Source organism: Achromobacter sp. CSND-B12 (assembly GCF_052906545.1).
On record NZ_JBREGJ010000001.1, the window covers coordinates 364,732 to 384,359 of the forward strand.

Sequence of the window (19,628 nt, forward strand, 5' to 3'; positions counted from 1 at the left end):
GATCTGGACGCCACCGCCCGGCATGCATTCATGACAACAACAGACAGACCCGCAAAGAGAGGAGACGCAACATGAATTTCCGCAAGCTGATCGGCGCCACGCTGTGCGCCGCCGCAGTCGCCGCCATTCCCGCGGCCGCGCAGGCGCAGAACTACAAGCCCGAGTACAAGCTCTCCATCGTCGTCGGCACCACCTTCCCGTGGGGCCAGGGCGCCGAGATCTGGTCGAACCTGGTGCGCGAGCGCACCCAGGGCCGCATCAACATCAAGGTCTACCCCGGAACCTCGCTGGTGCAGGGCGACCAGACCCGCGAATTCACCGCCATCCGCCAGGGCGTGATCGACATGGCCGTCGGCTCGACCATCAACTGGTCGCCGCAGGTCAAGCAGCTCAACCTGTTCTCGCTGCCCTTCCTGATGCCCGACTACGCCGCCATCGATGCGCTGGTGCAGGGCGACGTGGGCAAGGAGATGTTCAAGCTGATCGAGAAGGCCGGCGTGGTGCCGCTGGCCTGGGGCGAAAACGGCTACCGCCAGCTCAGCAACTCCAAGCGCGAGATCAAGCGGCCCGAGGACATGAAGGGCATGAAGCTGCGCGTGGTCGGCTCGCCGCTGTACATCGACACGTTCACCGCGCTGGGCGCCAACCCGACCCAGATGAGCTGGGCCGACGCCCAGCCGGCGCTGGCCAGCGGCGCGGTCGACGGCCAGGAGAACCCGCTGTCGATCTACACCGGCTCCAAGCTCTACACCGTCGGCCAGAAGTACCTGACGCTGTGGAACTACGTGGCCGATCCGCTGATCTTCGTGGTCAACCGCGAGGTGTGGAATTCGTGGTCGGAAAAGGACCGCGACATCGTGCGCCAGGCCGCGCTGGACGCCGGCAAGCAGCAGATCGTGATCGCGCGCAAGGGCGTCACGCCGGAAGATCCGTCCTTGCTCAAGGAGATCGAGGGCCATGGCGTCACCGTGACCTCGCTCAGCCAGGCCGAGCACGACGCCTTCGCCAAGGTCACCCAGCCCGTCTACGACAAGTGGAAGAAGCAGATTGGCGAGGACCTGGTCAATCTGGCCGAGAAGTCGGTCGCCGCGCGCAAGAAATAATCCGGCCAGGACACGACACCGAACAAGCAGCAAGCCCCAGGGGAACGGCGGCGCGAGCCGCCAACCGAGGCAGGGACGTCAGATCCCGCCCACCAAAAGACGGGCGCCGGCCACAAGCCGGCGCCCGTCACCTTTTGGAGGGTCCGTTTCGGCGGCGGCGCCGCAACGCCCCGTGGCGCCGTCCTACTCCGGGTAGCGCACTTCCAGAATGTCCAGCTCCTCGATCCCGCCCGGCGTGCGCAGCACCACCGTGTCGCCCTCCCGCGCCTTGATCAGCGCCCGCGCCACCGGCGAGATCCAGCTGATCTTGCCGGCCAGCGGCTCGGCCTCGTCCACGCCGACGATGGTGACGGTGTGCTCCTCGCCGGCCTTGTCGGAATACAGCACCGTGGCGCCGAAGAAGACCTGGTCGCGGTTCGGCTGGGCGGCCGGGTCGACCACCTCGGCGATGTCCAGGCGCTTGGTCAGGAAACGCATGCGGCGATCGATCTCGCGCAGGCGCTTCTTGCCGTAGAGATAGTCGCCGTTCTCGGAACGGTCGCCGTTGGACGCCGCCCACGACACCACCTGCACCACCGCCGGGCGCTCCACGTTCATCAGGTGTGTCAGCTCGCCGCGCAGGCGCTCGTAGCCTTCGGGCGTCATGTAGTTCTTGGTGCCGGCCGGCAAGGCCTGGGCCTGCGGCAGGTCATCGTCGTCCTCGTTGTCGGATTCTTTGACAAATGCTTTGTTCATGGCGGGCAGCGCGCTCGGCGCGCGATCAAATCAGTTCAAAGGCGGCATGGACGCGCCATGCCAGGAGCCGGGCGGCGGCGCGCCGCCCGCGCTAGAACCAGTCGTGCCAGACCGGCTTCAGGTCGGAGGGCAGCGGCGGCAGCCGGCCCAGGTCCATGCGGCTTTCCTTGGCGCTGTGGAAATCGGAACCGCGCGAGGCCAGGAAACCATAGCGGCGCGCCACCTCGGCATACTGGCGCGCCTCTTCCACGGTGTGGCTGCCGGTGGTGACTTCGATGCCCACGCCGCCCAACTGCAGGAATTCGTCGAACAGCGCGGCGAACTGCAGCGGCGTGTACTTGTAGCGCCCCGGATGCGCGATGACGGCGATGCCGCCGGCGCCACGGATCCAGCCCACCGCCTCGGCCAGGGTGGCCCATTGCATCGGCACGTGGCCCGGGCGGTCATCGCCCAGGTGCTTGGTGAAGACGGTCTGCACGTCGGGACAGTAGCCGGCTTCGACCAGGTAGCGCGCGAAGTGCGTGCGGCTGATCAGTTCGGGATTGCCGGCGAACGGCAGCGCGCCTTCGTAGGCGCCGGGCATGCCCATTTCGGCCAGGCGCTCGCCGATGCGGCGGGCGCGCTCGGCGCGGCCCGAGCGCGTCTTGCGCAGGCCTTCGATCAGCGCGGCATTGGAGGGATCGAAACGCAGGCCGACGATGTGCACGGTCAGGCCGGCCCAGGTCACCGAAATCTCGACGCCGGTGGCAAAGCGCATGCCCAGCTCGCCGGCCATGGCCGCGGCCTCGGCCAGGCCGCCGACCTCGTCGTGGTCGGTCAGGGCCCAGACATCGACGCCGTTGGCGTGCGCGCGCTGCGCCACGTCGCGCGGCGCCAGGGCGCCATCGGACACGGTGGAATGGCAATGCAGATCGATGTTGAGCACGGGCGTATTCATGGAACCTATTGTAGAGAAGCCCCGCCCCCCTGGGTAGCGGCGCGGGCGGCGGCGTCCCCAATATGAACGGATGGATCAACGGATGCCGACCACAAGGCGGCTGGCGGACCATCCCGGGGCGGCCCGCGTTGCGCTCGGCCCGCGGCGCGCAGGCGCCGCTTGCGGTGGTCAGGTGAGCAGGAAGTCCGCCACCGCCGTCACCTGGTCGTCGGCCATCAGCGTCGGCGCGTGGCCGACGCCGCGCACCTCGTAGACCCGCGCGCGCGGATTGCGCTGGCGCATTTCGTCGACGGTGGCGCGGGTCAGCAGGTCGGAATGCTCGCCGCGCACGATCAGGATCGGGCAGTCGACCGCATCGTAAGAGCGCCACAGAATCTGCTCGCCGGCGGCCAGCTCGTCGCCGGTCTGCAGCGCCATCGGCTGCGCCAGCGCCAGGTCGTAGTGCTTGACCCATTGTCCGCCCTGCTCGGGGTAGACGAAACGCGCCAGGTGATCCCACTGCGCATCCGTGTGCGGGCCGAAGGTCTCGGAATTGGCGCGCATGGCCGCCACCGCCTCGGGGAACGACGCGAACGCGCCGGGTTCGCCCACGTACTGTCCGATACGCGCCAGGGCGCTGGTTTCCAGCCGCGGGCCGACATCGTTGAGCACCAGCCGCGACAGGCGGATGCCGTCCTGCGGCGGCAACATGCCTGCGTGCGGGCGCAGCGGCAGCATCGCCCGCGCAAAAGCGGCGGCGCCGGCCAGCCCCAGGCCGATCAGCCCGCCCATCGAGGTGCCGACCCAGGCCAGCGTGGCCGGCCGCAGCCGCGCCACCAGCGTCACCATGTCGGACACGTATTGCGGCACGGTGTAGAAAGCCGGATTGGCCAGCCAGTCGGATCGGCCGCGGCCGACCACGTCCGGGCACACCACGCGGTACTGGCCGGCCAGGCGTCGCGCCAGCGTGTCGAAGTCGCGGCCGCTGCGCGTCAGGCCGTGGACGCAGACCAGTACCTGGTCGTTGGCCGGATCGCCCCATTCCCAGTACGCCATGCGGTGCAGGCCCGCCGGGCTGGCGCAGGTGACGAATTCCAATCGGGGTTCCAGGCTCGCATCCAGCATCGTTGTGCTCCAAAAGACCAACGCGCGCCGCGACGGCGGCGCCGCGCATGGCCGGTATCTTATCGGAAGCGCAGCGCGGCCATCACCTGGTCGGCCAGGTCGTCGACGCTGGCGCGCGTGTCCAGCGTCAATACCGGACAGTGCAGCTGGCGGATCCATTCGCGGTGCCGCTCGGGGGTGCGGGTGCCCTCGGCGCCGGTGTCGTAGCCGGCCGCCCATTCCAGGAAACGCCGGCTCTTGTCGCCGATCGCGGGGTCGGTTGCCAGCGCCGCGCCGTAGCGCTCGGCCTCGCGCCGTTGCAGCCGCGCCATGCGCTCGGCCGCCGGCAGGCGCAGGAACACCGCCAACGTGAACTCGGGAATCAGGCCCTCGCCCCAGTTGTAGACCGAACCGCCGCTGAGCACCCAATCGTCGTGCCCTTGCAGCCGTTCGCGGATGCGGCGCCAACGTTCCTCCTTGGGATACTTGTCCGTGAAGGGCGGATCGGTCGGCAGCCAATAATAGTCATCGGCTTCGAGATGGGGCACGCCCAGGCGCTGGCCGAGCGCGGCGCCCAGCGTGGTGGCGCCACAGCCGGAGGCGCCGAACAGATGTATGCGCGCAGCCATGGGACTCTCCTTGAAACGGACGCGACACGGCGGATCACGATCCGCCGACGACAGGCACGAATGCAGCCATTGCGGATGCCGCCGCCACGCAGGCGGGCAACGCCACCGTGGCGAACACCGGTGCAGGCGACCAGTGTAGCGGCGTTCGCCCGGCGCCCACGCCTGCATTGCATGGCGCGGGCCAACGACACCATTGCCTCCATGGTCTTGTCATTGGGCCGCCCCTGTTGGTGGCAGGATGCGCCTGGGCCTTGCGCAGCAGCATACGTTGGTTAAGATTGGCGGGTCCCGGTTCGGCGACCGCGGTGTCACGGCGCTGACATCCCGCTGAAATTACGATTGCCTATCGAGCCGATTCAATCATTAAATTGGATTCCATCCGCCGGTCCGGGCGAGAGTTATGCGCTTCGAGCATTGCCAGATCAGTCAGTCCAGAATTGATATGGAGCCACTATGCACCAAAGCAGTCCGACTACTCAGCTAACCCCCTCCCGCCCGGAAGCCGCACCGCCGCCCGAACCGCCCAAGGTCCTGCAGGACCTGCTGGGCCGGGCCGACGTGCAGATCAACGGTTCGCGCCCCTGGGACATCCAGGTTCATGACAAACACATGTACGAGCGCGTCTTCGCCAGCTGGTCGCTGGGGCTGGGCGAATCCTACATGGACGGCGAATGGGACTGCGAGCAGCTCGACGAACTGTTCACCCGCCTGCTGCGCGCCGACATGGGCTCGGCCGCGCTGGGCCTGGCGCGCGTCAAGCTGATCGCCGAACACCTGCGGCACAAGCTGTTCAACCTGCAATCCAAGAGCCGCGCCTTCGAGGTCGGCGAACAGCACTACGACGCCGGCAACGACGTGTTCGAAGCCATGCTCGACAGCCGCATGATCTATTCCTGCGCCTTCTGGGAACAGGCCGACACACTGGAAGCCGCGCAGGAAGCCAAGCTCGACATGATCTGCCGCAAGCTGCAGCTCAAGCCCGGCGAGACGCTGCTGGACATCGGCTGCGGCTGGGGCGGGCTGGCCAAGTTCGCGGCCGAGCGCTATGGCGTCAAGGTCACCGGCATCACCGTCTCCAAGGAACAGCTGGCGCTGGCGCAGGAGCGCGTGCGCGGCCTGCCGGTGGAACTGCTGCTGCAGGACTACCGCGACCTGCAGGGCAGCTTCGACAAGGTGGTGTCGGTCGGCATGTTCGAGCACGTCGGCCCCAAGAACTACGACACCTACTTCACCAATGTGCAACGGCTGATGGCGCCAAACGGCATCTTCCTGCTGCACACCATCGGCATCGCCTCGACCAGCCAGAGCACCGATCCCTGGATCGACCGCTACGTCTTCCCCAACGGCAAGCTGCCGTCGGCGCGCGAGATCAGCACCGCGGTCGAAGGCCGCTTCATCATCGAGGACTGGCACAACTTCGGCGCCGACTACGACCGCACGCTGATGGCCTGGTGGGACAACTTCCAGCGCGCCTGGCCGCAGCTGCAGGAGCGCTACGGCACGCGTTTCTACCGCATGTGGCAGTACTACCTGATGTGTTGCGCGGGCTTCTTCCGCTCGCGCGAAGGGCAGCTGTGGCAGGTGATCCTGACGCATCCGCAGCGCCAGGAAATGTACCGTTCTCTGCGCTGAAGCGGACTCGGAGAGCGCCTTCCCGGGGGGCTGCCCCTCTGGAAGGCGCCGCCCGGATCGCCACGGACGCGTCCCGCTCCGCGTCACTCGACCAGCTCGGCCGCCCGCGCCTCGGCGCCGACGCGCACCGCATCCTCCAGGATCATCTGCGCCGCCCGCTCCGCGATCATGATGGTGGGCGAATTGGTGTTGCCCGAGGTGATCGTCGGCATGATCGACGCATCCGCCACGCGCAGGCCTTGCAGACCATGCACGCGCAGGCGCGCATCCACCACCGCGCCGTCGTCGGCGCGGCGGCCCATGGCGCAGGTGCCGACCGGATGGAAGATGGTGGTGCCGATCTTGCCCGCCGCCTCGCGCAGCTCGGCCTCGCTCTGGTAGGCCGGGCCCGGCAGCCATTCCTCGGGCTGGTAACGCTGCAAGGCCGGCGCCGCGCTGATGCGCCGCACCAGGCGGATGGCGTCGGCCGCCACCTTCAGGTCCTGTTCTTCCTTAAGGTAGTTCGGCGTGATCACCGGCGGCAGCGAACCGTCCGCGCCCTGCGCGTGCACGCTGCCGCGCGACACCGGCCGCAGGTTGCAGACGCTGGCCGTGAACGCATCGAAACCATGCAGCGGTTCGCCGAACGCGCCCAACGACAGGGGCTGCACATGGAATTCCAGGTTGGCGCGCGCCTGGCCCGGATCGGACTTGGCGAACGCCCCCAGTTGCGACGGCGCCATGCTCATCGGCCCGCTGCGGTTCAGCAGGTATTCCAGCCCGATGCCGGCCTTGCCCCACCAGGTCGAGGCGATGCGGTTCAGCGTCTTGACGCCGCGCACTTTCAGGATGACGCGCAGCTGCAAATGGTCCTGCAGGTTCTCGCCCACGCCGGGCAAGGCGTGGCGCAGCGCAATGCCGCTTTCGCGCAGGCGCGCCGGCTCGCCGATCCCCGACAGTTCCAGCAGTTGCGGCGTATTGACGGCGCCCGCCGCCAGCACCACCTCGCGCGCCGCGCGGACGCTGGCGGACTGGCCGTCGCGGCGCACCTGCACGCCGACGCAGCGCGTGCCCTCGAACAGCAGGCGCTCGGCATGCGCGCCCGTCATCACCTGCAGATTGGCCCGTTCGCGCACCGGCCGCAGGAACGCCTTGGCGGTGTTCCAACGCCAGCCGCGGCGCTGGTTCACGTCGAAATAGCCGACGCCGAAGTTGTCGCCCCGGTTGAAGTCCGCCACGCGCGGAATGCCTTCCTGTTCCGCCGCGCTGGCGAAGGCGTCGAGGATGTCCCAGCGCAGCCGCTGCGCCTCCACCCGCCATTCGCCGCCGGCGCCGTGGAATTCATCGGCCCCGCGATGGTGGTCTTCGCTGCGCTTGAACACCGGCAGCACCTGGTCCCAGCGCCAGGACGGATCGCCGGCGATCTCGGCCCATTGGTCGTAGTCCTGGCGCTGCCCGCGCATGTAGATCATGCCGTTGATCGACGAGCAGCCGCCCAGCACCCGGCCGCGCGGATAGATCAGCGACCGCCCGCCCAGCCCCGGCTCGGCGCCGGTGCGGTACATCCAGTCGGTGCGGGGATTGCCGATGCAATACAGGTAGCCGACCGGAATGTGGATCCAGTGGTAGTTGTCGCGTCCGCCCGCCTCCAGCAGCAGCACGCGCACCGCCGGGTCGCGGCTCAGGCGGTTGGCCAGCACGCAGCCGGCCGACCCCGCGCCCACGATGATGTAGTCGTATGTCTCCATTGCGCTTCTTCTTTTGAGTCTCAAGGGGCTGTGCCACTGTCGCGCAGCCGGCCGCCCCTGTCCAATGAATTGTTGAAAAGCGCTTTATAAGGCTCTTTAATAATGGGTATCGCCCTGCCCGGACCGGAGCCATGGACCTCAAGCACATCCGCACCTTCGCCGCCGTGGCGCGCGTCGGCAACCTGACGCGCGCGGCCGAACACCTGCACCTGACGCAGCCCGCGCTCAGCCTGCAGCTCAAGAGCTTCCAGGAAGCCCTGGACCTGCCGCTGTTCACCCGCACCGCCCAGGGCCTGGCGCCCAATGCCGATGGACGCGCCCTGCTGCCCTCGGCCCAGCGCGTGCTGGACGCGCTCGAGGACTTCGAGCGCGCCATCGGCGCGCTGCGCACCACGGTGCAGGGCGAACTGCGCCTGGGCACCATCCTGGATCCGGAATTCCTGCGGCTGGGCGCCACGCTGCAATACCTGGTGCAGCACTATCCCAAGATCCGCCCCACCCTGCGCCACGGCATGTCCGGCTCGGTCGGCCGCCAGGTGCGCGCGGGCGAACTGGACGTCGGCTTCTTCCTCGGCCCGCGCGACGCGGCCCGTGGCCAGCCGGCGCTGCACGCCCTGCCGCTGGCAGGCTTTTCCTACTACGTGGTGGCGCCCAAGGGCTGGGGGCCGCAACTGGCCGGGCGCGACTGGCGCGACATCGCCGCGCTGCCCTGGATATGGACGCCGCCCGACTCCGTCCACCATCGCCTGCTCGCCGCGAAATTCGCCGAACTGGGCGTCACGCCCAACACCGTTGCCGAGGTCGACCAGGAGGCCTCGATGCTGGACCTGGTGCGTTCCGGCGTCGGGCTGACCCTGGCGCGCGACTCGATCGCGCTGCGCGAATCGCAGGCCCACGGCCTGGCGCTGGCGCCGGACCTGTCGATCCAGGCCGAACTGGCCTTCATCACGCTCGCGGCGCGGCGCGAGGAGCCGCTGGTGATGGCCGCGTTCGATGCGGTGCGGGCCGCGTTTGCGTAGGCCAGGCGGATGCGCGCCAGCCCGGCCCACGCCACGCGCGCCACTCGGGTATGCTCGCTTTCACATTTCTGCCGGCCACGCCGGCGCCGCCCCCTGACCGGAGACCTGCGTATGCGTTGGCGCGTGCTTGCCTGTAGCCTGGCCCTCACCCTGGCCTGCGCCGCGCCGCCGGTGTTCGCGGCCGCCCCCGCCAATCAGGCCGAGTGGACTCAGGCCGTGCAGCGGCGCATGATCAGCAGCTTCAAGTTTCCGCCGGAAGCCCGGCGCCTGAGCGGCCCGATCAGCCTGTCGCTGAAGATCATCGTGCGGCGCGACGGCAGCATCGCCGATGTCAGCGTCGACCGCTCCTCCGGCGACGCGACGGTCGACCGCGCCGCCACCCGGATGGTGCAGCGCGCCGGGCCGCTGCCCGCCTTTTCCGCCGACATGACGGGCGAAAAGACCGCGCTGAGCCTGCCGCTGCGGTTCCAGCAAGAGGAAGACGAGCCGGCGGGCGATCGCGCGGACGACCGCGGGCCGCCCGCCGACATTGCGCCGCGCCGCTACGCCGACGCCGCCAGCGGACTGACCGTCACCGTGCCGTCGCCCTTGCGGGTCGGCCCGGCGCCGGCGCGCGGCCGCTTCGACGCCCTGATCGAGATCTCCAGCCCCGACGGCTTTCCGCCCCGGGCGCAGGATGCCAAATACCTGTGCCGCGTCGGCCTCGTGGCCGCCCCACCCTTGGCCCGGGGCGCCAAGGCGCCCGCCGCGCCGACCTGGCAGGCCCAGGTCAAGGCCGCCGAACGCCGCCAGCGCCAGCGACGCGCGAGCATCGAGCTATACGACCACTACACGCTGGCCGGCAGCGCCGGCATTGACTACGTGGTGGCGCCCGGCGCCGGTCCCGGCCACGCCGACACGCTGGAGTACTACGCAGAGCTGCCGCTGCCGCAGGGCCGCGTCCGCATGGCCTGCGCCACGCAGCGCGACGCGATGCCGGCCGCCATGACGATGTTCAGGCAGGTGCGCGACGGCATCCGGATCGCGCCGCGCTGATACCCCCAGCCGGCCGCACGCGTCAAAGCGGCGGCAGGTTGTCGGACGCCAGCCGCTCGGCCATGGTGAACCCATCGATATAGTCGCGAAAGTGCGTCAGGAAGGCTTTTTCGGCGGGGCTGCGCGGCGCATCGCGATGCCACAGCAGATGCAGGTCGACCGAACACACCCCTTCGCCGGGCGGCAGGCGCCACAGCCGGCCCTCGGCCAGGTCGCGCCGCACGCTGTGCTCGGGCAGGCAACCGATGCCGAAACCCGCGATGAGCAGGCGCTTGACCTCGTCATGCTGCGTCGACGTCGCCACCACCCGCCCTGAAAAACCGCGCTGGTCGCGAAAGATCGTCAGCGGCGACAGGCTGTCGCCCAGCGCATCGCTGGCGAAAGACACGAAGTTCTCGCCCATCAGGTCCTCGATGCGCAGGTCCTGCCGGCCGAACAGCGCGTGATTGCGGCCGCAGAACAAGGCATAGCGCTGGTGCAGGAACACCTTGTTCTCCAGGCGCTTGGGCATCTGCCGGCACAGCGCGATGCCCGCCGTGCCCACGCGCTGCTGCATCAGCGTGACGATCTCGCTGCTGGGCAGCACGTCCAACTGCACCTCGATGCGCGGATAGGCGGCGTGGAACGCGGCCCAGAAATTGTCATAGACCTGGGAATGGATGCGGCTGGCCACCAGCAGGTGGATGCGGCCGCTCGCCTCCACCTCGGTCTGCGACACGTCGGTCAGCAACTGCGCCACGTTGCCGTAGATGGCCTCGGCCGCGCGGCGCACCTCCTCGCCGGCGTTGGTGACCGTGAACGCCTGGTTGTGCCGCTCGACCAGGCGCCGGTCCAGCTGCTCCTCGAGCCGCTTGAGCGCCTGGCTGACGGCCGATTGCGTCAGGTGCAGCTTGGCGGCCGCGCCGCTGATGCTGCGCTCCTGCACGATGACCAGGAAGGTGCGCAGCAGGTTCCAGTCCAGGCGGTCGCCGCTGCGGGGATCGGGGTGGGTCTGCTTCATCGATGGCGGGCGCGCGAAATCAAAACATCAATTTTACTTAAGTGAAAAATTAAAAATCATAAATTGACGTTATATCGAGGCGGGAGCGATAAACACGCCTTCGAACAACGACAACACCCCAAGAGGAAACCCATGACCGCTCCCGTCCATGCTCCGGCGGCGCGCCAGCCCGTGCGCGCCGCGACCGCCGCCTTCGTCGGCACCACCATCGAGTGGTATGACTTCTACATCTACGCCACCGCCGCCGCCCTGGTGTTCGGCAAGGTCTTCTTCCCCACGGCCGACCCGTTCATCAGCACCATGGCCTCGTTCGGCACCTTTGCGGCCGGCTTCCTGGCGCGCCCGCTGGGCGGCGTCATCTTCGGCCACCTGGGCGACCGCGTCGGCCGCAAGAAGGCGCTGATGGCCACCCTGGTCATCATGGGCCTGGCCACGGTCGGCATCGGCCTGCTGCCCAGCTACGCCAGCGCCGGCTTGTGGGCCCCCGCCCTGTTGCTGCTGCTGCGCCTGGCGCAAGGCCTGGCGGTCGGCGGCGAATGGGGCGGCGCGGTGCTGATGGCGGGCGAACACGCCTCGCAGCGGCGCCGCACCTTCGCCGCCTCGTTCGCGCAGTTGGGCAGCCCGGCCGGCCTGATCCTGTCGCTGCTCGCGTTCCGCCTGCTGACCGCGCTGGACGAAGCCGATTTCGTCAGCTGGGGCTGGCGCGTGCCGTTCCTGATCAGCGCGGTATTGCTGCTGGTCGGCTACTTCATCCGCGTCGGCGTCAATGAATCGCCCGACTTCGCCCAGGTGCTCGAACGCCAGGAACGCGCCGAGGTCCCGGCCAAGGAAGTGCTGCGCACCGCCTGGCGCACCGTGCTGTTGTGCATGGGCGTGTGCACCGTGGCCATCGGCGGCATCTATTTCACCAACACCTTCATGCTGTCCTACACCACGCAGACGATGGGCCTGGACCGCAAGCTGATCCTGGACTGCCTGTTCGCGGTCGCCATCATCCAGTTCTTCGTGCAGCCGCTGGCGGCGTGGCTGGCCGACATCCTCGGTCCGACCCGCGTGCTCATCACGGCCGCGGTCTGTTCGGTGCTGGCGCCCTACCCGATGTTCATGCTCGTCACGCAGGGCACGTCCTACAGCATCGTCGGCGGCATCGCCATCGTGCTGGTCTTCATGGCCGCGATCTACTCGGCGATGGCCGGCTACATCAGCGCGGCGTTTCCGGCGCACGTGCGCTATTCCGGCATCTCTCTTTCGTACCAGCTCTGCGGCGCGGTCGCCGGCGGCATGACGCCGCTGATCGGCACCTGGCTGACCTACCACTATCCCGGCCAATGGCTGCCGCTGGCGATCTTCTACTCGACCCTGTCGGCGATCACGCTGGTGTCGATCTGGGCCCTGGCCGGCCACAAGCGCCGGCTGGCGCTGGACACGCCCCGCGCCGCGCACGCGCCGGCCGCCTGAACCTGAATCCGCCTCCCCAAGGAAACACGATGACGCAACAAACCTCCACCCCGCCGGCGCTTTCCGAAGAACAGACCCGCCGCATCCTGCAGGCCGTCGATGCCCGGTTCGACGCCCAGCTCGCCTTCACCCAGGATCTGGTGCGCTTTCCGTCGCTGCGCGAACAGGAACACACGGCGCAGGACTTCCTGTTCGAAGCGATGCGCGCGCGCGGCTTCGCCATGGACCGCTGGAAGATCGACGTGCGCGACATCGAGTCGCATCCCGGCTTCGGCCCGGTGACCGTGTCGTACGAAAACGCCTTCAACGTGGTGGGCACCTATCGTCCCGAACAGCAGACCGGCCGCTCGCTCATCCTGAACGGACACATCGACGTGGTGCCGACCGGACCGGTCGACATGTGGAGCCGCTCGCCCTGGGACCCGGCCATCATCGACGGCTGGATGTACGGTCGCGGCGCGGCCGACATGAAGGCCGGGCTGGTTGCCAACCTGTACGCCTACGATGCCGTGCGCGCGGCGGGCTATGCCCCCGGGGCCCCCATCTATTTCCAGTCGGTGGTCGAAGAGGAATGCACCGGCAACGGCGCCCTGGCGGCGCTGCTGCGCGGCTACCGCGCCGATGCCGTGATCATCCCGGAACCCGAGGAGAACATGCTGGTGCGCGCCAACGTGGGCGTGCTGTGGTTCAAGGTCCGGGTGCAGGGCCATCCCACCCACACCCGCGAAATGGCCAACGGCTTCAACGCCATCGATGCCGCCTACGCCGCCATCGAAGCCCTGCGCGGCATCGAGGCCAAGTGGAACGCCGAACATCACTGCCACCGCCATTTCGAGCACCTGGATCATCCGATCAACTTCAACATCGGCAAGATCGAAGGCGGCGACTGGCCATCGACCGTGCCGCCCTGGTGTGAATTCGACGTGCGCGCCGCGATCTATCCCGGCACCACCGCCGACGAGGCCCGCGCCCAGATCGACGCCTGCCTGCGCGATGCCGTCGCCGATCCGCGCCTGGGCGGCACGCCGCCTCAGGTCACCTACACCGGCTTCTACGCCGAAGGCTATGTGCTGGAGGAAGGCAGCGCCGCCGAGAACACCCTGCGCGCGTGCCACCAGCAGGCCTTCAACAGCGAGCTGCAGAGCTTCACCACGCCCGGCTATCTCGACGCCCGGGTGTTCGTGATCTATGGCGACATGCCCACGCTGGTCTACGGCCCGAAATCGCTCGACATCCATGGCTTCGACGAACGCGTGCACCTGGAGTCGCTGCGGCTGATCACCAAGACCATCGCGCTGTTCATCGCGCAGTGGTGCGGCGTCAGCGAGACGGGCGCCTGAGCGCCAGGGCGCCCCGCGCGCCGGCGCGCCCGAGGCGGACGGCGCCGGCTCAGCGCCCGTGCCAATAGCGCCGGTGGCGCGCCCGCTGGGCCCATACGTCGAGGCCGGCGGCGCGCGACTCGGCCATCACCGCGCCGTCGCGATCGCTGCGCCAGAACGCCGCGCCGGCGCGGAGCCAGCGCCGCTCCACCGTCGGCGCCGGATGCCCGAAGCGATTCAGGTAGCCGTTCTGCGCAATCGCATGGCCGGCCCGCGCCGCCGCCACCAGCTCGCGCCCGGACGACCACGCCGAGCCATGGTGCGGCGCCAGCACGATATCGGTGGGCGGCAGCCCAAGGGCGGCCAGCTCCCGCTCCTGGGCGACGCCGATATCGCCCGTCAACAGCAGGGAATGATGGGCGCCTTCCACTCGCAGCACGCAGCTGTTGGCGTTACGGTCGCCGCCGGAAGCCGGCGCACCCGCCGCGGGATGTAGAAACGTGAAGGTCACGCCATCGGCCTGCCAACTGTCGCCGCGCTCGCAACGCAGCATCCGCGCCGGCGTCCTGCCGTCCGCCCCGGCGCCGTCCTGCCCGGGCCACAGGCGCGCGTCGCGGCGCAGCCATGCCGCCACATCGAACGACGCATAGCTGCGCGCCACCGGCACCGCCGCCAGCACCGAACGCGTCCCGCCCACGTGGTCCAGGTCGGCGTGCGACAGCACCAGCACGTCCAGCCGGCCGATGCCGCGCGCCTGCAATTGCGGCGCGATCACCCGCTCGCCGGCGTCGCCTCCGCCGAAATGGCGCGGGCCGGCATCGAACAGCAGGGCCTGCGTCGCGGTCTCGACCAGGATCGCGCTGCCCTGCCCGACGTCCAATGCGCTCATGCGCCACTCGCCTGGCGCGGGCCGCTCCGGCCGCCAGCACAACAGCGGCAGCATGCACAGCCATCCCAGGCGCCGGGCGGGCCAGCCCGGCGCCTGCAACGCCCACGCCATGCCCGCCAGCGCCCACGCCAGCCATGGCCAGGGCGCCGCCGCCACCGTGAAGCTGGCCCACTCGGCGTTGCCCACCCACGCCACCACCGTCATTGCCAGCTCGAATACCCGCGCCCCCGCCTGCCCGGCGACGGCGGCGGCCCCCGCCATCGCCGGGGTCACCGACAGCAGCGCGCACAACAGGGCCAATGGCGTCACCAGGAAAGTCACCGCCGGAATCGCCACCGCATTGGCCAGCGGCGATCCCAGCGATACCTGGTGTACCAGGAAGGCGAGCAGCGGCGTCAATCCCAGCGTCACGGTCAGTTGCAGCCGCGTGGCCTGCGCCAGGGCCGCGCCGCAGCGTTGCCGCCAGCCGGCGTCGGCGTCGCGCGGCGCCTGCGCAACGCGCAACAGAATCGCCACCGCGCCGAACGACAGCCAGAATCCCGCCGCCATCGGCGCCCAGGGATCCAGCAGCGTCACCGCCGCGGCGGCGAACGCCAGCACCCGCCCCGCCGATACCCGCAAGCGCGACCACGCGGCCGCCAGCACCACCGACAGCATGAAGAAGGTGCGGCGCGACGGCACGCCCCACCCCGCCAACAGGCAATACAGCAGGCCCACCACCGCCGCCGCGACGCCGCCGGCGATGCGCGCCGGAACCCGTTCGGCCAGGCCGCAGCCGCGCCACCGCGCGCGCCGCCAGGCCGCCGCCACCAGCCACGCCGCCAGCCCGGCGATCGATGTCACATGCATGCCGCTGATCGACACCAGGTGAGTGATGCCGCTGCGATTGAAAATGCGCCAGTCCTCGCGCGACACCCCCGCCTGGTCGCCGATTGCCAGCGCGATCAGCACCGGCGCGTAGCGGTGCCCGCCCAACGCGCGCCGCATGCCTTCGCGAACCTGATGACGGGCCCGTTCGATGGCGACGCCGGCCGAGGCCCAGGGCTGGTCATCGAGCAGGCGCGGCTGGCCGCGCACCGTGCCGGTGGCCCGCAAGCCGCGCGCGAAGAGCCGCGCCTCGCCATCGGCCGCTTCAGGATTGAGCGGCGCATGCGGCCGGCGCAGCACCAGCGCCATGCGCCACACCTGTCCCGGCACCACCTGCGGCAGCGCCGGCGGCGCGGTCCGCGCCCCTTCCTGCCGGCCCGCCTGCGGCGCCAGCCACGAGACCAGGATGCGCCGGGGAACGCCGGGCAGGCCCGGCCCCGCCTGCTCGGCCGTGAAGCGCACCCCGCGCGCGTCGGCGTCGGGCAGTTCGGCCACGCGCAGCACCAGTCGCGCCACCGCGTCCTGGTGTTCGTCGGCAAGCGCGTCATCCAGGCGCCATTGCGCCCGCACCGTGGCATTGAGCGCCCCGGCCAGCAGCCCCGCCACCAAAACCGCCAGCACGCCCGCGGCGCCCGTGCGCCAACGGCGGGCCGCCCACGCCAACAGCAGGCAGGCCGCGCCCGCAACCAGGCGCAACGCCGCGCCCGGCAACACCGCCAGGCTTTGCACCGCCCCGGCGCCCGCCACCATGGCCAGGCAGAATATGCGCCCTTTGATATCCGTCTCCCAAGAAACGGATCAGCGTAGGACGCGCCGCCCCGCCGGGGATGGGCCAGTGAACGGATTTGCCCACCTCGGCGGACCGCGAGGCGCGGCGCTCGCATTGAGGAACGTCTGAACGTCGCGCGCAGGCCAGGCGCGGATCGCCGCGGTTTAGCGCCCCGCCCTGGCGGCGGCGGCCAGCGACCGGACCTCGGCCAGCGCCGCGGGCACGCCGGATGATGCCAGCACTTCGACGAGCCGCGTGCCGACGGCGACGAGATCGGCATGGCGCCCCACCGCCCGCACCTGGTCGGCCGTCCGCACGCCGAAGCCGGCGGCGATGGGCAGCCGCGTTCGCGCCCGGAGCCGCGCCAGGGAAGCGGCGATGACTTCGTCGGCGGGCAGCGCGGCTCCCGTGGTTCCCGCCAGCATGACGTGGTACACGAAGCCGCTGGCGCCGGCCAGCACCTGCTCCAGGCGTTCGTCCGGCGTGGTCGGCGCGGTCATCCTGATGATGGCGATGCCGTGCCGCCGCGCCAGCCGTTCGATGCCGGCGGCATGCTCGGGCGACAAATCCACCACGATCAGGCCATCGATGCCGGCCCAGGCCGCGTCGGCCATGAAGCTGGCCGCTTCATAGCGCATCAATGGGTTCAGGTAGCCCATCAGCACGACTGGCGTGTGGGCATCTTCCTCGCGGAAGGCGGCAACCAAGTCGAGGGTGCGCCGCAGCGTCTGCCCCGCCTTCAGCGCGCGCGCGTTGGCCCGTTGCAGCACCGGGCCGTCGGCGATCGGATCGCTGAACGGCATGCCCAGCTCGATCACGTCCGCGCCCGCCGCGGGCAGCGCTCGCAGCAAGGCCAGGCAGTCGTCGTAGCAGGGATCGCCGGCCGTGAAGTAGGCCGCCAGGCCCGGCCGGCCGGAGCCGCGCAGGTCCGCCAAGGTTCGTTCAAGCCGGTTCATCGCGCTTCCCCCGTGAATTGCAGCACCGAATCCATATCCTTGTCGCCGCGCCCGCTCAGGCACACCACCAGCGTCTGGTCGCGCGCCATGCGCGGCGCGAGCTTGCGGGCGTAGGCCAGGGCGTGCGCGCTTTCCAGCGCGGGGATGATGCCCTGCCGCCGCGTCAGCCAAACGAATGCGTCGACCGCCTCGGCATCGGTGATCGACTCGTAGATGACTCGCCCTGTGTCGTGCAGCAACGCGTGTTCGGGGCCAACGCCCGGATAATCCAGGCCCGCCGAAATCGAGTGGGCATTCCGGATCTGGCCATCCGCATCCTGCAGGAAATAGCTGCGGCAGCCATGCAGGACGCCGGGCGCCCCCTCGCCGATGCTGGCCGCGTGCTCGGCGGTCTCGGTGCCGCGTCCGCCCGCCTCGACCCCGAACAGCCGCACGCCGGCATCGTTCAGGAACGGATGGAAAAAGCCGATGGCGTTGGAGCCTCCGCCGACGCAGGCCACCATCGCGTCCGGCAGCCGCCCCGTCTTCTCGATGATCTGCGCCCGCGTTTCCTCGCCGATCACCTTCTGCAATTCGCGCACAAGCCAGGGATAGGGATGGGGGCCGGCGCCGGTCCCCAGCAGGTAGTAGGTGTCGTCCGGATGGGCGATCCAGTCGCGGATGGCGGCATTCATCGCATCCTTCAAGGTGGCGCTGCCGTCCCGCACCGGACGCACCTGGGCGCCCAGCATCTTCATGCGCGCCACGTTGGAGGATTGGCGCGCCACGTCGACGGCGCCCATGTAGACCACGCATTCCAGGCCGTACAACGCGCACACCGTGGCCGTGGCGACCCCGTGCTGCCCCGCGCCGGTCTCGGCGATGATGCGGCGCTTGCCCATGCGCCGGGCCAGCAGCGCCTGACCCAGGCAATTGTTGATCTTGTGGGCGCCCGTGTGGTTCAGGTCTTCGCGTTTGAGGAACAGGCGGGCGCCGCCCAGCTCGTCGCTGATCGCCGCGGCATACAGCAGCGGGCTCGGGCGGCCCACGTAGTCCGCCAGCATGGCGCGGTACTCGGCCCAGAACCCGGGTTCCGCCCGGACGGCGCGATAGGTGCGTTCAAGCGCGTCCAGCGCCGGCGCCAGCGTCTCGGGCATGTAGCGGCCGCCGTAGCCGCCAAACTGCCCCGACGCGTCGGGAAATTCTGGATGTAAGGTAAAAGACATGGCTTCAGCCCTTCGGGAACATGGGCACCATGGTATCCAGGGAAATTCGCGGAATAAATCATAGATTTCTTGCGCGAGGCTGTCAGATTTTCTAATATCGACAGTATGCGTAACCTGCCCCCGATGAACTCGCTGCGCTTTTTCGACAGCGCCGCCCGGCACCTGAACCTGTCGCTGGCGGCGCAGGAATTGGGCGTGTCGCACAGCGCGGTCAGCCAGCAGATCCGGCAGCTCGAAACCTGGCTGGGCCGCAAGCTGTTCGACCGCCACTCGGAGGGCGTGCGGCTTACCGCGGCGGGCCAGGACCTGCACCGCGCCAGCTTGCCGGCCTTCGACATGCTGGAACAACGCCTGGCCGAACTGCTAGGCCGATCGGCCTCGCCAGAGGTGGTGATCGGCGCGCCGGCGAGCCTGTTGTCGAACTGGATCATCCCCAGGCTGGAGCATTTCGAGTGCGACCATCCCGACGTCCAGGTCCGGCTGCAAACCGCCACGGACATTGGCCTGCTGGAGCGGCGCGTGGTCGACGTGCTGATCGTGGCCGACGCGCACCAGTCGCCGGCCATCCAGGCGCTGCCCTTGTTCCGGGAGGCCATCGGCCCGGTCTGCACGCCCGATCTTGCCCGCCGCATCCGCCAGCCCGCCGACGTGGCGGGCGCGCCCCTGCTGCACACCGCCTCGCGCCCCGCCATCTGGGAACACTGGGCGCAGGCCCGCGGCCTGACGCTCGACACGCGCCAACCCAGACGCCAGTTCGACCAGCTCGGCCACATGCTCGAAGCCGCGGCGGCCGGCCTGGGCATCGGCATGGCGCCCAGGGAACTGGCGCAGGCCGACATCCGCGCGGGCCGGCTGGCCGCGCCCCTTGGGTTCCACGAAACCGGTGGTCGGTTCAGCCTGTATGCCCGCACCGATGCCGGACAGATCGTGGACGCGCTCAAGCGTTGGCTGACGACGGAAGCGCAGTCCGACGCGTCCTGACCGCCGGCGCGGGCGCCGCGTCGGATCGATCCGGGATTTGTCTTTGCCGCGAGACGTCCGGCGGATGATCGGCTTAGCATTTTTAAAATGATCTATCCCAGATTGGATAAGCCAACCCGCGTCCTGGCGGCCCGTGGCGGGTCACCGCAAGCTGGCCGCGTGCCATCATCAACCCCATCCCGGTCATCGCGTTGATCCGTCGCGCGTGGCGCCGTCCACGGGCGACACGACGACGGCGCGAATCGACCCACGCCATCCCGTTCGCAACAACATGCGCACCGTGC

Annotated in this window: 16 protein-coding genes; 7 read left to right on the forward strand and 9 right to left on the reverse strand. The window is 69.5% G+C overall.

Annotation, left to right across the window (positions count from 1 at the left end; genetic code table 11):
* Nucleotides 1-71: 71 nt before the first annotated feature.
* A complete protein-coding gene (locus ACUTAG_RS01610) occupies nucleotides 72-1,103 on the forward strand; it encodes a DctP family TRAP transporter solute-binding subunit (protein ID WP_024069366.1) in 1,032 nt (343 codons plus the stop codon).
* 183 nt (nucleotides 1,104-1,286) lie between these two features.
* Here the strand turns inward: ACUTAG_RS01610 and greB are convergent, their stop codons facing one another.
* The 4 genes from greB to ACUTAG_RS01630 form a co-directional block, all read right to left on the reverse strand.
* Nucleotides 1,287-1,838 (reverse strand): transcription elongation factor GreB, encoded by a 552-nt coding sequence (gene greB / locus ACUTAG_RS01615; protein WP_024069367.1) that lies wholly within the window; start codon nucleotides 1,836-1,838, stop codon nucleotides 1,287-1,289.
* Nucleotides 1,839-1,929: 91 nt separating this feature from the next.
* On the reverse strand, nucleotides 1,930-2,775 hold the full coding sequence (locus ACUTAG_RS01620; RefSeq protein WP_035181723.1) for a 3',5'-nucleoside bisphosphate phosphatase: 846 nt from the start codon (nucleotides 2,773-2,775) through the stop codon (nucleotides 1,930-1,932).
* Nucleotides 2,776-2,943: 168 nt separating this feature from the next.
* Complete coding sequence (locus ACUTAG_RS01625; RefSeq protein ID WP_020928257.1) at nucleotides 2,944-3,879, reverse strand: alpha/beta fold hydrolase; 936 nt, start codon at nucleotides 3,877-3,879, stop codon at nucleotides 2,944-2,946.
* 59 nt (nucleotides 3,880-3,938) lie between these two features.
* Entirely contained in the window at nucleotides 3,939-4,487 is a 549-nt protein-coding gene (locus ACUTAG_RS01630) for an AAA family ATPase (protein WP_020928258.1), read from the reverse strand.
* Between the two features lie 453 nt (nucleotides 4,488-4,940).
* Between ACUTAG_RS01630 and cfa the strand changes: the two genes are divergently transcribed.
* Nucleotides 4,941-6,119 carry a cyclopropane fatty acyl phospholipid synthase gene (gene cfa, locus ACUTAG_RS01635; RefSeq protein ID WP_058664737.1) on the forward strand — a complete coding sequence of 393 codons (1,179 nt, stop codon included), beginning with the start codon at nucleotides 4,941-4,943 and terminating at the stop codon, nucleotides 6,117-6,119.
* Nucleotides 6,120-6,202: 83 nt separating this feature from the next.
* Here the strand turns inward: cfa and ACUTAG_RS01640 are convergent, their stop codons facing one another.
* Complete coding sequence (locus ACUTAG_RS01640) at nucleotides 6,203-7,846, reverse strand: GMC family oxidoreductase (RefSeq protein WP_058664738.1); 1,644 nt, start codon at nucleotides 7,844-7,846, stop codon at nucleotides 6,203-6,205.
* A 131-nt stretch (nucleotides 7,847-7,977) separates the two neighbouring features.
* Between ACUTAG_RS01640 and ACUTAG_RS01645 the strand changes: the two genes are divergently transcribed.
* Nucleotides 7,978-8,865 carry a LysR family transcriptional regulator gene (locus ACUTAG_RS01645; protein ID WP_020928260.1) on the forward strand — a complete coding sequence of 296 codons (888 nt, stop codon included), beginning with the start codon at nucleotides 7,978-7,980 and terminating at the stop codon, nucleotides 8,863-8,865.
* 111 nt (nucleotides 8,866-8,976) lie between these two features.
* Complete coding sequence (locus tag ACUTAG_RS01650; RefSeq protein WP_058664739.1) at nucleotides 8,977-9,900, forward strand: TonB family protein; 924 nt, start codon at nucleotides 8,977-8,979, stop codon at nucleotides 9,898-9,900.
* Nucleotides 9,901-9,922: 22 nt separating this feature from the next.
* Here the strand turns inward: ACUTAG_RS01650 and ACUTAG_RS01655 are convergent, their stop codons facing one another.
* Entirely contained in the window at nucleotides 9,923-10,900 is a 978-nt protein-coding gene (locus ACUTAG_RS01655; protein ID WP_024069372.1) for a LysR family transcriptional regulator, read from the reverse strand.
* Nucleotides 10,901-11,032: 132 nt separating this feature from the next.
* On the opposite strand from ACUTAG_RS01655, the gene ACUTAG_RS01660 reads away from it, so the two are divergent.
* Nucleotides 11,033-12,358, forward strand: a complete 1,326-nt coding sequence (locus ACUTAG_RS01660) for an MFS transporter (protein ID WP_054445121.1) — start codon at nucleotides 11,033-11,035, stop codon at nucleotides 12,356-12,358.
* 29 nt (nucleotides 12,359-12,387) lie between these two features.
* Nucleotides 12,388-13,698: an ArgE/DapE family deacylase gene (locus tag ACUTAG_RS01665; protein ID WP_024069374.1), complete on the forward strand. Its 1,311-nt coding sequence runs from the start codon at nucleotides 12,388-12,390 to the stop codon at nucleotides 13,696-13,698.
* A gap of 49 nt (nucleotides 13,699-13,747) precedes the next feature.
* Here the strand turns inward: ACUTAG_RS01665 and ACUTAG_RS01670 are convergent, their stop codons facing one another.
* The 3 genes from ACUTAG_RS01670 to trpB form a co-directional block, all read right to left on the reverse strand.
* The gene (locus ACUTAG_RS01670; protein ID WP_058664740.1) at nucleotides 13,748-16,183 is read right to left on the reverse strand and encodes a DNA internalization-related competence protein ComEC/Rec2; all 2,436 of its coding nucleotides are present in this window, start codon (nucleotides 16,181-16,183) and stop codon (nucleotides 13,748-13,750) included.
* Between the two features lie 183 nt (nucleotides 16,184-16,366).
* Nucleotides 16,367-17,137: a tryptophan synthase subunit alpha gene (trpA, locus tag ACUTAG_RS01675; protein WP_227739951.1), complete on the reverse strand. Its 771-nt coding sequence runs from the start codon at nucleotides 17,135-17,137 to the stop codon at nucleotides 16,367-16,369.
* Between the two features lie 17 nt (nucleotides 17,138-17,154).
* A complete protein-coding gene (gene trpB / locus ACUTAG_RS01680) occupies nucleotides 17,155-18,363 on the reverse strand; it encodes a tryptophan synthase subunit beta (protein WP_024069377.1) in 1,209 nt (402 codons plus the stop codon).
* Nucleotides 18,364-18,468: 105 nt separating this feature from the next.
* Between trpB and ACUTAG_RS01685 the strand changes: the two genes are divergently transcribed.
* A complete protein-coding gene (locus ACUTAG_RS01685; protein WP_058664742.1) occupies nucleotides 18,469-19,344 on the forward strand; it encodes a LysR substrate-binding domain-containing protein in 876 nt (291 codons plus the stop codon).
* Nucleotides 19,345-19,628: the final 284 nt, after the last annotated feature.